This is a genomic window from Gordonia sp. CPCC 205333 (assembly GCF_048537885.1).
Taxonomy (GTDB): Bacteria; Actinomycetota; Actinomycetes; order Mycobacteriales; family Mycobacteriaceae; genus Gordonia.
This window is the reverse complement of record NZ_JBCLVI010000001.1, coordinates 297565-310902: the sequence shown is the minus strand read 5'-3', so window position 1 is coordinate 310902 and position 13338 is coordinate 297565. Positions and strand designations below refer to the sequence as shown.

The 13338-nt window shown below is 62.5% G+C and carries 16 protein-coding genes; 10 read left to right on the top strand and 6 right to left on the bottom strand.

Annotated elements, in window-relative coordinates; translation table 11 throughout:
• Positions 1-21 precede the first annotated feature (21 nt).
• A complete protein-coding gene (locus AAFP29_RS01435) occupies positions 22-648 on the bottom strand; it encodes a TetR/AcrR family transcriptional regulator (protein ID WP_419215515.1) in 627 nt (208 codons plus the stop codon).
• 109 nt (positions 649-757) lie between these two features.
• Between AAFP29_RS01435 and AAFP29_RS01430 the strand changes: the two genes are divergently transcribed.
• Entirely contained in the window at positions 758-1702 is a 945-nt protein-coding gene (locus tag AAFP29_RS01430; RefSeq protein ID WP_419215514.1) for an oxygenase MpaB family protein, read from the top strand.
• 31 nt (positions 1703-1733) lie between these two features.
• Positions 1734-2450: a Clp protease N-terminal domain-containing protein gene (locus tag AAFP29_RS01425; RefSeq protein WP_419215513.1), complete on the top strand. Its 717-nt coding sequence runs from the start codon at positions 1734-1736 to the stop codon at positions 2448-2450.
• A 2-nt stretch (positions 2451-2452) separates the two neighbouring features.
• Here the strand turns inward: AAFP29_RS01425 and AAFP29_RS01420 are convergent, their stop codons facing one another.
• Positions 2453-2848 carry a DUF5709 domain-containing protein gene (locus tag AAFP29_RS01420; RefSeq protein WP_419215512.1) on the bottom strand — a complete coding sequence of 132 codons (396 nt, stop codon included), beginning with the start codon at positions 2846-2848 and terminating at the stop codon, positions 2453-2455.
• Positions 2849-2935: 87 nt separating this feature from the next.
• Between AAFP29_RS01420 and AAFP29_RS01415 the strand changes: the two genes are divergently transcribed.
• Positions 2936-3490, top strand: coding sequence for a hypothetical protein (locus tag AAFP29_RS01415; protein WP_419215511.1), 555 nt, complete (start codon positions 2936-2938; stop codon positions 3488-3490).
• On the opposite strand, the gene AAFP29_RS01410 is transcribed toward AAFP29_RS01415, so the two are convergent.
• Positions 3487-4068, bottom strand: coding sequence for an HdeD family acid-resistance protein (locus AAFP29_RS01410; RefSeq protein WP_419215510.1), 582 nt, complete (start codon positions 4066-4068; stop codon positions 3487-3489). The two genes, AAFP29_RS01415 and AAFP29_RS01410, sit on opposite strands and share 4 nt — an antisense overlap.
• 77 nt (positions 4069-4145) lie before the next feature.
• On the opposite strand from AAFP29_RS01410, the gene AAFP29_RS01405 reads away from it, so the two are divergent.
• Complete coding sequence (locus AAFP29_RS01405) at positions 4146-4991, top strand: acyl-CoA thioesterase domain-containing protein (RefSeq protein WP_419215509.1); 846 nt, start codon at positions 4146-4148, stop codon at positions 4989-4991.
• Positions 4992-5072: 81 nt separating this feature from the next.
• Positions 5073-6140, top strand: a complete 1068-nt coding sequence (locus AAFP29_RS01400; RefSeq protein WP_419215508.1) for a DUF4185 domain-containing protein — start codon at positions 5073-5075, stop codon at positions 6138-6140.
• 68 nt (positions 6141-6208) lie between these two features.
• On the opposite strand, the gene AAFP29_RS01395 is transcribed toward AAFP29_RS01400, so the two are convergent.
• Both AAFP29_RS01395 and AAFP29_RS01390 read right to left on the bottom strand, forming a co-directional pair.
• The gene (locus AAFP29_RS01395) at positions 6209-6829 is read right to left on the bottom strand and encodes a DUF305 domain-containing protein (RefSeq protein WP_419215507.1); all 621 of its coding nucleotides are present in this window, start codon (positions 6827-6829) and stop codon (positions 6209-6211) included.
• Between the two features lie 94 nt (positions 6830-6923).
• On the bottom strand, positions 6924-7352 hold the full coding sequence (locus tag AAFP29_RS01390) for a hypothetical protein (RefSeq protein WP_419215506.1): 429 nt from the start codon (positions 7350-7352) through the stop codon (positions 6924-6926).
• Positions 7353-7412: 60 nt separating this feature from the next.
• Here AAFP29_RS01390 and AAFP29_RS01385 point away from each other — a divergent pair, with 60 nt between their 5' ends.
• The 3 genes from AAFP29_RS01385 (at position 7413) to AAFP29_RS01375 (ending at position 10467) form a co-directional block, all read left to right on the top strand.
• On the top strand, positions 7413-7628 hold the full coding sequence (locus tag AAFP29_RS01385) for a hypothetical protein (protein ID WP_419215505.1): 216 nt from the start codon (positions 7413-7415) through the stop codon (positions 7626-7628).
• Between the two features lie 20 nt (positions 7629-7648).
• On the top strand, positions 7649-8419 hold the full coding sequence (locus tag AAFP29_RS01380) for a deoxyribonuclease IV (protein ID WP_419215504.1): 771 nt from the start codon (positions 7649-7651) through the stop codon (positions 8417-8419).
• A gap of 212 nt (positions 8420-8631) precedes the next feature.
• The gene (locus AAFP29_RS01375) at positions 8632-10467 is read left to right on the top strand and encodes an acyl-CoA dehydrogenase (protein WP_419215503.1); all 1836 of its coding nucleotides are present in this window, start codon (positions 8632-8634) and stop codon (positions 10465-10467) included.
• A 68-nt stretch (positions 10468-10535) separates the two neighbouring features.
• On the opposite strand, the gene AAFP29_RS01370 is transcribed toward AAFP29_RS01375, so the two are convergent.
• Positions 10536-10955, bottom strand: a complete 420-nt coding sequence (locus AAFP29_RS01370; RefSeq protein ID WP_419215502.1) for a hypothetical protein — start codon at positions 10953-10955, stop codon at positions 10536-10538.
• A 167-nt stretch (positions 10956-11122) separates the two neighbouring features.
• Between AAFP29_RS01370 and AAFP29_RS01365 the strand changes: the two genes are divergently transcribed.
• Together AAFP29_RS01365 and AAFP29_RS01360 are read left to right on the top strand one after the other, a co-directional pair.
• On the top strand, positions 11123-12613 hold the full coding sequence (locus AAFP29_RS01365; protein WP_419215501.1) for a DUF222 domain-containing protein: 1491 nt from the start codon (positions 11123-11125) through the stop codon (positions 12611-12613).
• Positions 12614-12622: 9 nt separating this feature from the next.
• On the top strand, positions 12623-13027 hold the full coding sequence (locus tag AAFP29_RS01360; protein ID WP_419215500.1) for a hypothetical protein: 405 nt from the start codon (positions 12623-12625) through the stop codon (positions 13025-13027).
• Positions 13028-13338 lie beyond the last annotated feature (311 nt).

Sequence of the window (13338 nt, the reverse complement as noted above, 5' to 3'; positions counted from 1 at the left end):
TATCCGCTCGCCGACAACCGATTACGCCCCGATGGCTCCGAACATCGCGCTGATCGGCCGTAACGCCGCGGTGAACCGCTCGGGCGGATAGTCGCCCGGCTGTGTGAGTGTCATCCGGGCTGCCCACTCGAGCATGCCGACCAGCATCTCGGCCGTCAGCACGGCGTCGGCATCTGGTGCATATCGGGCGACTGCGGCGGCGAACGTGTCGACGATCCGACTCCGCACGGCGTCGCGGGCGGCGTGGAATTCGACGGGCATTCCGGGTACCTGCATGACGATGCAGAACCAGCGAGCGGGTGCGGCCCGGACCGATCGCAGGAATTGTTCGGCCAGGTCCGGGAGACCGGCCTCCAGCGCGACGGCCAGGTCGGCGATGTCAACGCCTGGACTTAGCTCAATGACCTGCTGCGCTGCGGCCGAACTTTCACGGTCAAGCAACGCGGCGAGCAATTCCTCGCGGTCGGCGAAAATGCCGTAGACGACCGGCCGGGTGACGCCCGCCTGAGTTGCCACATTGCCCATGGTCGCAGCGCCGTGGCCCCGTGAGACCACAATCGACAACGCGGCATCCAGTAGCTGGTCGCGCCGCTCGGCTTCGGGCATCCGAGCCGCGTACGGACGTCGTGTCCCAGTCTTGACAGCCATTCGTCGAGTCCCCTTCTGACGCCAACCACTTGACTGGCACGCGTCAAAGATACATGGTTGTAGTAATTTACTACAGAGATGTAGCAATACAGCCAGCAAAGGAACGACCATGAACGCACCGGCCCCGGCCGCACACGCGCGACCACCGCTCCGCGCGAACAACTACGGATTCTTCGGTCCCGACTCGCCGTCATGGAAGGTGTGGGCCGCACCGACCGCGATTGTCGGCTTCCAACGATCGGTGGTCTTGGAACATTTCGATCCGTTTCTGGCTGCGGCAGTTGCCAATTCGCAGGGCATCTACCGGAAGCCGGCGGTTCGCCTCGACCACACTTTGGCGTACTTTCTGACCGTCGCGGTCGGCGATGGCGAACGCGCATTGCTGGAATCCGAGCATTTGATGGGCATCCACGCCGCGATGACCGGCATCGAGCCGATCACCGGAAAGCGGTTCGCCGCGAATAACCCGGCGTCGCAGCTGTGGATTCACGTCACCGGCTGGCATTCGGTGCTCAAATGCTACGAAATGTTCGGCCCCGGCCCCCTGAGCGCCGACGAAGAGGCTCAGTACTGGCGGGAATGCGTCATCGCCGCGGATCTGCAGACCTGCAAGACGTCGGACGTACCGACCAACCGCGAGGAGGTTCGAGAGTATTTCGCGCAGATGCGCCCGCAGTTGTGCACCTCCGAGGCCGCGATGCGCGGGATGCACTATCTGCTGCGTACCGACTACCCCACCGCAGGACTGAAGTTCTGGCTGGCCAGCCGCCTGATGGCACCGGTCACCATCGCGACGCTGCCGTCGTGGATGCGTAAGCTCGGCGGATTCGATCAGCCCGGCGTAATCGACCGCGTGGCGATCGTCGCCGCGAAACGCGCCGTGAGAGCCACGCTCAATCCGGTCATCGAACAGCGCGTGATTGGCGCGGTCGCTCCCATGACCAGCGCGACACTGCGCGAACATCGCCTCAGTCCGATCCCGACCGATCCACGCGTGGTGACACCGGCCGAAATCCGCGCGGCCCGCACCACCGCAGCGTCAACCGCTAGTTGACGAAACGCATGCGTCAACTTAGGGTTGACGCATGACCGAAAAGAAGAACCTCACCAACGTTCGCCTCGGCGATCTCATCGACTCCATCCGCAACGTTCACGACGACCCGCTCGAGCAACTCTCTGACGCGGTCACCGCCGGTGAACATCTCGGCGAGATCGCCGATGCGCTGATCGGCCACTTCGTCGACCAGGCTCGCCGAGCCGGCGCCTCGTGGACCGCGATCGGATCAAGCATGGGCGTCAGCAAACAGGCCGCGCAAAAGCGATTTGTCGGTCAGGCACCGAGCGCGCCCGACGACGCCGCATCGAATCCCTTCGCGCGGTTCACCCCTCGCGCCCGCAACGCTGTGGTGACCGCGCACAACCTGGCGGTGCGCGAGTCGGCCGAGTTCGCCACGCCAGCACATCTCGCACGAGGAGTTCTCGCCGAGGACAAATCACTCGGCGTCCTGACGCTTATCTCGCTAGGAACCGATGTCGCCGAGCTGACACAACAACTTTCATCCGGGCCAGGCGCACGCAACGACGACGCGTCCACCGTCGTACCGTATGACGACGCAGCGAAGGCAGTCCTGGAGAACACTGTGCAGCATGCGTTGCGACTCGGTCATAACTATGTCGGAACCGAACATCTGCTGATCGCCCTGTTCAGTGATCCCGATGTCGGGAAGATTCTCGAATCGGCAGGCGCACAAGCAGATTCATTCGAGCAAGCAGTACTCGACCAGTTGCGTGAGCTGAGCTGAACTCACTCGTCCTGTTCGTCGACATAATGGACCGCGGCTTCCTCAGCTGAAGCTGCGGCTCCGTCGATTCCCACGTCGGAGGCCAATAGCTCCGATTCGGTGTCCTCGCCGACACCTTCGTCCGGCGCCACCAGCCGTCCGGCACGTGCACCGGTTGCCCCCGCGGAGGGCTCGACCGGGTCGAACTCGCTGACGTCGGGTTGTTCTTCGGCGAGACGCTGGTCCAGGTTCTCCGGACCGTCGAGTCGCCCATTGCGCGCGGCCCACGGCTCACGCTCGGGCGGCGAGTAGCCCTCGTCCAAAACGTCGTCGACGCCGGTCTCAACCAGCGTGTCCTCGGGCTGCAGTTGATCGTCGTCGTCGATGTCGTAGTCGGTGCCACCGGTGTCGTCGCTCATACAACCAAGTCTGCCACGCTTTCGGCCGGCGGGGCCGGTTGCGCAGAACCTCCTGCGAAACGTCTCGGCCAAGGCCAGAATGACACCATGATCGAAGAGATGCAGGCCGACGCCGAGGAATTCGAAGCCAACGGCGAATACGTGCACGCACTCGCCGAATACTCGGTCCTGCGCGAGATCCGCGGCCGCCGCGAGGGTCCGTATTCGCCGATGTATCTGGCGAACCTACATTCCTGTGTCCGCTGCATGTATCACCTCGAGCTGTGGCTGGACAGCACACCGCTCTGTAAAGAACTGCACGGCAAGTACATTCGTACGCACGGACGCGCCCAAGAGGACACCGTCGACGTCGCCAAATTGTGGGCGTGGGCGATGCTGCACATCGGCCAGCTGCCGCCCGCGCTGACGCTGTATCTATCGACGGCCGATGCCCTATGGGATAACGACCCGCCGGCGGCCCGCAGGCTCCTCGGCGCGGTCGCCGCACATCGTGTCGAAGTGAATCCGACACCGCTGATCGACGCTGCCGCCCTTGCCCATTCACTCGACGTCGCGACCGCCGTGCATGACCTGATCGAATCCGTCGCCGCCGACACGTCCTCGGCTAAGGCGGCATTGACGGTTGACGGCCTGGCCTTCTAGGCGGAAGCGGCGATTCCGTTTTCGTCGACTTTTTTGGGAAGCGTGAAGAGGCTCGCGATACTCACCGCGATGAGCAGGATTGCGCCGACCCACAGGAATGTCGCCAACGCGAGACCCGGCATCGCGATCATCACCACACCGGCGATTATCGAAATGATCCCGGATAGCACCAGCAGCCAAATAGGCGCATGCTTCGCACCGCTACCGATGGCGAAGAGTTCGCCGATACCCTGCATCAGCCATCCGACACCGATAAAGATCGCGAGCAAGTAGAGCGACTCCGCAGGATGGAATAGCGCGACCACACCGAGCACCAGAATGGCAAAGCCGAAGACACCCAACAGGATTCGCCAGCCAATCGACAGAAATGACGCCACCGCGGCCTGATAGATCCGCAGCAGACCGGTTGCGATCAACGAGAGCCCGAACAGCGTCGCGGCGACGATGAGAGTCGCCTTGGGCCACACCAGAATCGCTACGCCCAGTGCGATTCCCAGCACTGAGGTCACGATGATCGTGGTGCGAACCATGTTGACCAGCTCGGCCGGATACTGCCGGACGTTGATTGCAAATGTCATAGGGGACAGCATAATCCCGCGACTGTCCGCCCGCCCCGTCTACCACTACTTTGCATCGACGATGCGATGATGGCGAAATGGCTCCCACCGCTTTCTTCAACCCGTCCGACGACGGCCGGTTACATCCGACGAAGTACTCCCACAGCCTGTGGGCACCCAACACCTTGCATGGCCCGGCGGTATGCGGCGTGGCGGCCCGACGGGCCGAGTCGGAGTTCGGCCGCGACGGATTCCGTCCGGCACGTTTCACAGTCGATCTGTTCAAAGCAGCACGGACCGACCCAACCGACACCGTTGGACGGGTCATCCGCGACGGCGGGCGGATCCGCGTAGTCGAGATCGACGTCGTGCAGTACCCCGCGAACTCCCCCGATCCGGTGACCGTCGCGCGGTCGACCACCGTATTCGTGCGCGAGTCGGCCAATCCGCCGGGCGAGCGCTGGCAGCGGCCCGCGCTACAGGTGAGCGGACCGGAGGTGGCGGCCGACGATCTCATCAGCTATTTCAGCAGGGCCGACGACGTCGACCCGGTCTGGTCACATGACATGTCGCCGATGCAGGCACCGGTCCGCAAGCGGCTCTGGACGGCCGGAGTGCCCATCGTGGCAGGCGAAGCGCTCAGCCCGTTCGAGCGTGCGGTCATCGCCGCCGAATCAACCAGTTTGGTGGGAAATTGGGGCGATACCGGGATCGGCTTCATCAACTGCGACCTGACCGTCGTCCTGGCCCGCCTGCCGCGCGAGGGCCGGGTCGTCGTGGAAACTGATTCCCACGTGGAGAGTGACGGCATCTCGACAAGTACCGCAAATCTTTACGACGCCGACGGGCAGTTCGGGACCGGCGCCGTCGTCGGCGTCAATAATGCGGCGGCTGAAATTGATTTCACCACCGTGGATACGCGGGAAAGATACGCCGAGGGCTAGTCCTCGCTCGGGGCGCAGCTTTACCTGAATTTGGTCACGGCAATGTGAAGGCCGACACCATTTCTTGATATGGTCCCTCGCATGGTCTCACGATTCGCCAGGCTAAGGACGGCTTCGACTATCGCCGCGGTCAGTGCAGCGATGGTCCTCGGATTGGCGTCCGCGCCATCGGCATCAGCCGCTCCGGGTGCCGCCGGCAAGGGCACGATCGTCGCGCGACTCACCGGTCCGGGTGCAATCAACGACACCATCGGCCGGTACAACGTCTTCGGCACCGATCTTGGTGTGCTGTGGGACAACGGCCACGGCGAGATCCTGGCGGCCTTCGGCGACACCCAGTCGATCAATGGCTGGTCCTGGTTATACGGCGAAATGTTCTACTGGCGTTCCAATGTGTTGCTCAAGAGTCGTGACCACAACCTCGCCAACGGGATGACCTTCTCCGGCCACATCGGCCGCCCCGGTCACGCCAAGCGGCTGCTCAAACCAACCGCACGGGAAATCACCATCATCCCGACCGCTGGCATCGCCGCCAACGGCAAGCAGTACATGTCGATCATGGCGGTCAATCATTGGGGCGACCCGGGTACCTGGAAGACCCGCTTCTCGGGCCTCGCGGTGTCGAGCGACAACGGTCGTAATTGGAAGGCCGTCAACGCTTTCCGGCCCAATGGCGGCGGCAACCGGAAATTCCAGATGAGTGCTTTCCTAAAAGAAGGCGGCTATGTCTACATCTACGGCACACCACCCGGCCGGGCCGGCGCCGTCTATCTGGCGCGGGTCCCCGAAGCCAAGATCGAGCACCTCGGTGCCTACGAATACTTCTCGTGGGGCAAATGGGTCAAGGGCAATACTGGCGCCGCGACACCGGTGATGGCGGCGCCGACCGGCGAACTGTCGGTGGCCTACAACAAATATCTGGGCAAGTACATCTCGCTGGCGACGCGACGCGGTGTGGTGCTGCGAACGGCTGATCGCCCCGAAGGCCCGTGGACCAGCGGTCAAACCGTTGTGCCGGAGAATGATCCGTACTCCGGCTACGCGCCCTATATCCACCCGTGGTCGTTGAACAGCCCGACGCTGTACTTCACCTACTCGATCTCACTGGGCTACCAGGTGTATCTGATGCGACTGCCGTTGCGAAAGTAGTTGCCGGTCAACGACTTAACAAAGGGAGCCAACCGATTCGGTTGGCTCCCTTTGCTTTTGCCTGTTGCCTACTGCCCTAGGAGGGTGTTCATCTGCCCGATCTCGGCCTGTTGCGCGATCTTCACGGCCGATGCCAGTTCGCGGGTGGCGGGGTCGACGCCGTCGGCGAGTACGGCATCGGCCATCGCCACCGCGCCGTCATGATGAGCGATCATCATCCGCAACCACAGTCGGTCGAATTCCGCGTCGCGCGCAGATCTCAATTTCGACATCTCGTCATCGGACATCATTCCGTTCATCTGATGCCCGCCGTGTCCGTCGGCCAGTTCAGTTGGCTGTCCCCATGCCCGCAGGCGGGCGGTCATCTGATCGATCTCGGGCTGCTGCGCCTTCTTAATCGACGCCGCCAGTTGTCGAATCTGGACGTTCTGCGTCCGAGGCGCCACCAGATCGGCCATTGCCACCGCCTGCGCGTGGTGCGGGATCATCATCTGGTTGAACCTGACATCAGCCGAATTATGTTGCGCAACTGATGAAGCGGGCATCGACGTGGACGTCACCGACGTCGGCGCGGAGGCATGGTCGGGGTGTGCCGCATCCGAATCGGTGCCACAGCCGGCGATGAGGATGGTGGCGGTTCCGCTCGCGATCAGCAGGGCAGCACGAATTGAGTTGTGGGTGAAAGACATTGGATTCCTTTATCAGGGGGTTGACTATCTGCGAAGCGATCGAGCCGGTCGGACTGCACGTCAAAGCGAACGAGCACATCCACCGGTACGTCGATCAGCGCAGCAGAACCCCTAAACTCAGGTGTGTCGCGATAGCCCAGGGCGGCGGTCGGCCCAACACCACGCGACGCGGAATCACTAAGCGTACAAACAGGTTTCGTGGGGCAAAGACCACCAAGACCAGAATTGCCAGCACTACGATCGCGGCACCGCCGGGCAGGACGAACGTGCAAGAGCCGGGCATCGCACAGTCCGACGTCGGGCTGGCCTTGTCGGCCGTCTGTCCGGCAGCAGCGGACGTCATCGACGAGTGGTTATCCATCGGCGGGTCGACAGCCGTCGACGTTGCGTGGTGCATTGGCGCCGCCGTAGCGCAGTGTCCGCCGAGCGCGGAGTGCATGAGGAGCACCGCGAAGGACATCGCGACCAGCAGCAACGCGCGCCGCAACCGCGGCGCGGGTGGTCGCTGTCGACGAAACCTCACGCCGCAAGGGTAAGCGACATTAGGCTGGTGATACCGATCACACCCGCGAGAGGAGGGTCCGTGCCCAACCGGTACCTCAACTATGCGGGCCACAAGTACTTCCTCAACAAAGAGGGAGAGGCCCGGCTCAACCGAACCCTGAATACCGTCTACGGCGATCAACTGCAACGTCACCAGTGGCTCACGCTCTATCCCGACACCTCGACGCCATGCAGTCTGCTGATCGCCCCCGGAGTACCGATCAGTATTGAGACGGAATTGTGTATCGACGATTGAGTCCGCTTTAAGGTTGACGCATGCGCATTGGAGCACACCTTCGTGAAGACGCCAATCCGGTTACGACAGCCGAGGAGCTGGGAATCGACATCTATCAGATGTTCGTAACCGATCCGCAGAGCTGGAAGAAGCCCGAGCCCCATCCGCACGCCGAGGAGATTCGGAACTCGTCGATCGACGTCGTCGTGCATTCGAGCTACCAGATCAACGTCGCAAGCCTGAACAACCGTCTGCGCATGCCATCGCGTAAAGCGGTCGAACAGCAAGCGGCGGCCGCGGCTGAGCTCGGCGCCATCGGACTGGTTGTACACGGCGGGCATCTGCGCGACGGCGAAGATTCCGCGAAGGGATTTGAGAACTGGGCCAAGCTCTTCGAGCGCCAGGCCGACAAGGGCGGCTTCGGCGTTCCGATTCTGATCGAGAACACCGCGGGCGGTGATCACGCGATGGCGCGGACGCTCGAGTCGATCGAACGACTCTGGGACGCGGTCGGCCACTTCGAGGGCGTCGGATTCTGTTTGGATACCTGTCACGCCTGGGCGGGCGGCGAAGACCTGGTCGGCCTGGTCGAACGAGTACGTGGCATCACCGGACGCATCGACCTGGTGCATTTGAATAATTCGCGCGACGAATTCGACTCTGGCCGAGATCGGCACGCCAACCTGGCGTCGGGACATATCGACGCCGACGCACTCGTCGAAGTTATTCGTTCGGCGCAGGCGCCAGTTGTCTTGGAAACGCCTGCCGAAGGCGTCTCCGACGACCTCGCCTACCTCCGCGAAGTTTTGTAAACGTGACGCAGATCACCTGCTAGCGCCAGTTTGCGCAGATCACAGCGGTGCCGAGTTGTCTGATCTTTCCGCTCGGAGTATTCTGAGGTTGTTACTGGCGAGTAACATAGCTCGCCTGGACCCCAGCTGTGCATTGTCGACTTCTGCGGAGCCTTCCCGCCGTCGTCGGACAGCCCACAACGAAGCCCTCATCGAGTAAAGGAAAGCCAGACATGGGCCATTACAAGAGCAACGTACGTGATCTGCAGTTCAACCTCTTCGAACTGTTCAACCTCGACAAGGTGCTGGAGACCGGCGAGTTCGGCGACCTCGACCACGACACCGCGGTGGAGATGTTGCGCGAGGTCAAGGCTCTGGCTGAGGGTCCGATCGCTGAGCCATTCGCGGAAATCGATCGTAATCCGCCGGTCTTCGATCCGGAGACCCACTCGATCGCAATCGGCGAGGGCTTCAAGAAGGCCGTCGCGACACTGCAGGAATCCGGCTGGGCACAGACCGGCCTGCTCGAGGAGCTCGGCGGCATCCCGGTTCCCTCCAGCCTCAAGTGGGCTATCGGCGAACTGCTGCTCGGCGCCCAGCCCGCCGCGTTCATGTACATGGCCGGACCGTCGTTCGCGCAGGTCTTCTACAACAACGGCACGGATGAGCAGAAGAAGTGGGCCACCACGATCGCCGAGCGCGGCTGGGCTGCCACGATGGTCCTGACCGAACCTGACGCCGGTTCCGACGTCGGCGCGGGCCGCACCAAGGCGACCCAACAAGAAGACGGCACCTGGCATATCGAAGGTGTGAAGCGCTTCATCACTTCGGCCGACACCGATGACATGTTCGAGAACATCTTCCACCTCGTGCTGGCCCGCCCCGAGGGTGCCGGACCCGGCACCAAGGGTCTGTCGCTGTTCTACGTGCCGAAGACCCATTTCGACTTCGAGACCAACGAGTTCGGCGAGCGCAATGGCGTATTCGTGACCAACGTCGAGCACAAGATGGGCCTCAAGGCATCGGCCACCTGTGAATTGTCTTTCGGCTTGCACGGGGTACCGGCCAAGGGCTGGCTCGTCGGCGAGATCCACAACGGCATCGCGCAGATGTTCGACGTCATCGAGCACGCCCGCATGATGGTCGGCACCAAGGCGATTTCGACGCTGTCGACCGGTTACCTCAACGCACTCGAGTACGCCAAGGAGCGCGTACAGGGTGCCGACCTGACCCAGATGACCGACAAGGCCGCGCCGCGTGTCACCATCACCCATCACCCGGACGTCCGCCGTTCGCTGATGACCCAGAAGGCATATGCCGAGGGCCTGCGTGCGGTGTACCTCTACACCGCATCGCACCAGGACGCATCGGCAGCCAAGATCGTCTCAGGCGCCGACGCCGATCTCGCGTTCAAGATCAACGACCTGCTGCTCCCGATCGTCAAGGGCGTCGGCTCCGAGCGTGCCTACGAGAAGCTCACCGAGTCGCTGCAGACCCTCGGGGGTTCCGGCTTCTTGCAGGACTACCCGATCGAGCAGTACATCCGCGACTCGAAGATCGACTCGCTTTACGAGGGCACCACTGCCATCCAGGCGCAGGACTTCTTCTTCCGCAAGATCATCCGCGACAAGGGCCAGGCGCTGGCACATGTCGCCGGCGAGATCTCGACCTTCATCGAGTCCGACGCTGTCGACGGTCGCCTCAAGGGTGAGCGTGCGCTGCTCAAGACCGCGCTCGATGACGTTCAGGGCATGGCAGCGACGCTGACCGGCTTCCTGATGGGCGCCCAGGAGAACCCGAAGGAGCTGTACAAGGTCGGGTTGGGCTCGGTGCGCTTCCTGCTCTCGGTCGGCGACCTGCTCATCGGTTGGCTGCTACTGCGTCAGGCCGAGATCGCGCTCGCCGCGCTCGACGGTGGTGCATCGGGTGACGACAAGGCGTTCTACGAAGGCAAGGTCGGCGTCGCGAGCTTCTTCGCGAAGAACATGCTGCCGCTGCTGACCTCCACCCGCGGCATCGTCGAGAATATCGACAATGACGTGATGGAGCTCGACGAAGCGGCGTTCTGATCTAAATTCGCTTTAAGAGCTAAGAGCCACTTCGCGATTCGCGAGGTGGCTCTTGGTGTTTGAGGGTGTCAGTTGCCCTGCATCATCAACGTGTCCTTGACCAGGTCGGTCAGGGTGGTGCAGAACGCCCGCACCAACCGATAAGCGTTCTCATTCGACTTGATGAGCACTTGGTTTCGGATGGTGGCGATCGCGACGACCGTGGCCTGCTGCTGAGCGTCAGTCAGGTCGAGGAACGTGCCGCAGGTCATCGCCATCGGATCGGTTGCCGCGCCGTTCTGCGGTGGGATTGACGTCGGTGCTGACGATGTTGCACTCGATGTCGTTGCGCTCGATGTCGTTGCGCTCGCGGTGGTCTCAGTCGTGGTCGTGGCAACTGGCGATGACGTATCGGCGACGGGATTTCCGTCGGTCGTGCAGCCCGACACGACTGTCGCGGCCACCCCCGTTCCAACGACCAACACCGCTACCCGGATCCGAACACCCATTTTTCTGTACCTCTGTTAGCGACTACGACTGGATAAATATGTCTCTTTTCGCATGCAGAATAGCGCAGAAAGGTTCGGGCCTACGGCTTTTGCGCGCCTATCGGGTTGTCATACCGTCGCGCTAAGGTCGAGGAAAGTGATCGGTTGCAGCAGGGGGACGGTGCGACATGAGCAACCAAACCGGGTCGGAAGTCGAGAATCTATCGGGTCTGTCGGTGACCGAGCTGTATTCGCTCGCCGAGGCGGTGATCGATCAGTTGGCCGACTCGTCAACCTTGACGTTGCCGTCGAAACAGGTTGCCGGCCTTGCTGATACGCATGAGCGAGTCGCCCGCAAACTTACCGGCGTCGGCTACCAGCGGGTCCTCGACGTCGAAGAACGCAGCGCATACACCGTCGCCGGATACACCACCCTGAGCATGTTCCTGGCAACCGGACTACGACTGGGCCGAGGCGCAGCCACCCGACGGCTCACCGCAGCCCGAGCAATTGGCGAACGCCGAGGCATCACCGGTGAAACACTGCCACCCAACCGACCAGCAACCGCCGAAGCCGTCGAGCAGGGCGCCATCTCCGAAGACCACATCACCATCATCGAAACAGTCCTCGACAAACTCCCGTCCGCGGTCCCTCCGGACAAAGTCACCGCCGCCGAAACCCAACTGGCCGCCAACGCTCGCCTCCTGTCCCCCACCGACCTCGCCAAAATAGGCGACCGCATCCTCGCCCACCTCGACCCCGACGGCACCCTCACCGACAATCGCGACCGGCAACGCCAACGCGGACTTACCTTGTCGCCACAGGATCGCCAACTGATGTCGTCGATGAAGGCTCACCTCACCCCCGCCGTGCGCGCCCAATTCGACACCATCCTCAACGCCTGGGCCGCTCCCGGCATGAACAACCCCGACGACGAAACACCGTTGTACGGCGCTGTCTACGACCCCGACCTCGACCGACACGTCCTCGCCGACGCCCAAACCCGCGACACCCGCAGCCAGGCCCAACGCAACCACGACGCACTCGCCGCGATATGCCGTTTTGTGTTGGGCCACGGGGGACTCGGTGAACCACACCGATTACCCGCCGAACTGGTCATCACTACCAGTCTGTCCGAACTAGCCAGTCAGACCGGATTCGCGACCACCGCCACCGGCACCAACCTACCCATCGGAGACCTGATCGAACTCGCCGCAGACGCACACCCCTGGCTCGAAGTATTCAAAAACCACACCCACGAAATCCTCCACCTCGGGCGGGCAAACCGATACGCCTCCAAAGCCCAACGCCTCGCACTCTTCGGCCGCGACCGCGGCTGTACCGGTCCCAACTGCGACGTCCCGTTCTCCCGGACCCAAGCCCACCATGCCCCAGACTGGGCACTGGGCGGCACCACCGACATCGACCACCTCGGCGCCGCCTGCGGAAGACACAACCGTGCCGTCGGCCCCCAACCCGGACACTGGGAAACAACCATCCTCACCCACGGCCCACACACCGGACGCATGGCCTGGCGACCGACCGGCAGTCACGACACCTGGCAGATCAATCCCATCCACCACCCTCACCTACCGCCAGGCTCCAAACTTGAAGAGCCGCAACCATATTCGTCAAGGCGTCCGTCGTTCGAAGGACAGTCGCCGCCGATGGCTGGTTAGCATCTGGACATGACCGGCCAGACCGCAACTTCCCGGCTGTTCCAGCGAGCGATGGGTATCCTGCTTGTCGCCGCCATAGTCGGCGCGATCATAATCTGGGCCGCACATCGTAGCGACACCACGTTGACCCTGACGCTATTCATCATCACCGGTATCCCGACGGTCGTCGCCTGCGTTCTGCTCGCACTCTTCGTTGTTCTGCAAGCATTCGATTCGAAGTCGGTGCTGCGCGGCCGAGCGTTGGGGCCGGTGGCCGTCCTCCTGGCGTTCGTCGGCATACTCGCCGAGATCATCGCGATCTCGCAGGCCGGCCACGCTTCTGGTCCCACGTGGTATTACCCACTGCTCGCGATGGGAGTGGCTGCCGGTGCTGCGGTCCTGATCGTCATCGTCGGCGTCTTGGCTGATGGGTAGCTAGTCGCCGAAGGTCCGGACCAGACTCGCTGTTCGTATGGGTCGAAATCAACTCAGTCTGTGCGAACGACACCCGACTATTCAAGACACGCAACGAGACCTCGCGCAAACCGATGTTCAAAGCGGAACGCAGACACATCTAGCCGCGGAGGACTACATTCACTTCCGTTGATTCTGTACCCGTGCGGAATTCATTCTGGCAACCCTATGCTGACTCGCCTTAAGTGCTGAGACCACTTCAACAACTTCCATCAGCCGCCGCTCGATCACGACTCGCGAAGCACGTTGTCCGTATAGGCGCCTATCAGGCG

Bases quoted from the DNA above. Each gene is read 5' to 3' on its own strand.
- AAFP29_RS01435 (WP_419215515.1), bottom strand. From the start codon at position 648: ATGGCTGTCAAGACTGGGACACGACGTCCGTACGCGGCTCGGATGCCC.
- AAFP29_RS01430 (WP_419215514.1), top strand. From the start codon at position 758: ATGAACGCACCGGCCCCGGCCGCACACGCGCGACCACCGCTCCGCGCG.
- AAFP29_RS01425 (WP_419215513.1), top strand. From the start codon at position 1,734: ATGACCGAAAAGAAGAACCTCACCAACGTTCGCCTCGGCGATCTCATC.
- AAFP29_RS01420 (WP_419215512.1), bottom strand. From the start codon at position 2,848: ATGAGCGACGACACCGGTGGCACCGACTACGACATCGACGACGACGAT.
- AAFP29_RS01415 (WP_419215511.1), top strand. From the start codon at position 2,936: ATGATCGAAGAGATGCAGGCCGACGCCGAGGAATTCGAAGCCAACGGC.
- AAFP29_RS01410 (WP_419215510.1), bottom strand. From the start codon at position 4,068: ATGACATTTGCAATCAACGTCCGGCAGTATCCGGCCGAGCTGGTCAAC.
- AAFP29_RS01405 (WP_419215509.1), top strand. From the start codon at position 4,146: ATGGCTCCCACCGCTTTCTTCAACCCGTCCGACGACGGCCGGTTACAT.
- AAFP29_RS01400 (WP_419215508.1), top strand. From the start codon at position 5,073: ATGGTCTCACGATTCGCCAGGCTAAGGACGGCTTCGACTATCGCCGCG.
- AAFP29_RS01395 (WP_419215507.1), bottom strand. From the start codon at position 6,829: ATGTCTTTCACCCACAACTCAATTCGTGCTGCCCTGCTGATCGCGAGC.
- AAFP29_RS01380 (WP_419215504.1), top strand. From the start codon at position 7,649: ATGCGCATTGGAGCACACCTTCGTGAAGACGCCAATCCGGTTACGACA.
- AAFP29_RS01375 (WP_419215503.1), top strand. From the start codon at position 8,632: ATGGGCCATTACAAGAGCAACGTACGTGATCTGCAGTTCAACCTCTTC.
- AAFP29_RS01370 (WP_419215502.1), bottom strand. From the start codon at position 10,955: ATGGGTGTTCGGATCCGGGTAGCGGTGTTGGTCGTTGGAACGGGGGTG.
- AAFP29_RS01365 (WP_419215501.1), top strand. From the start codon at position 11,123: ATGAGCAACCAAACCGGGTCGGAAGTCGAGAATCTATCGGGTCTGTCG.
- AAFP29_RS01360 (WP_419215500.1), top strand. From the start codon at position 12,623: ATGACCGGCCAGACCGCAACTTCCCGGCTGTTCCAGCGAGCGATGGGT.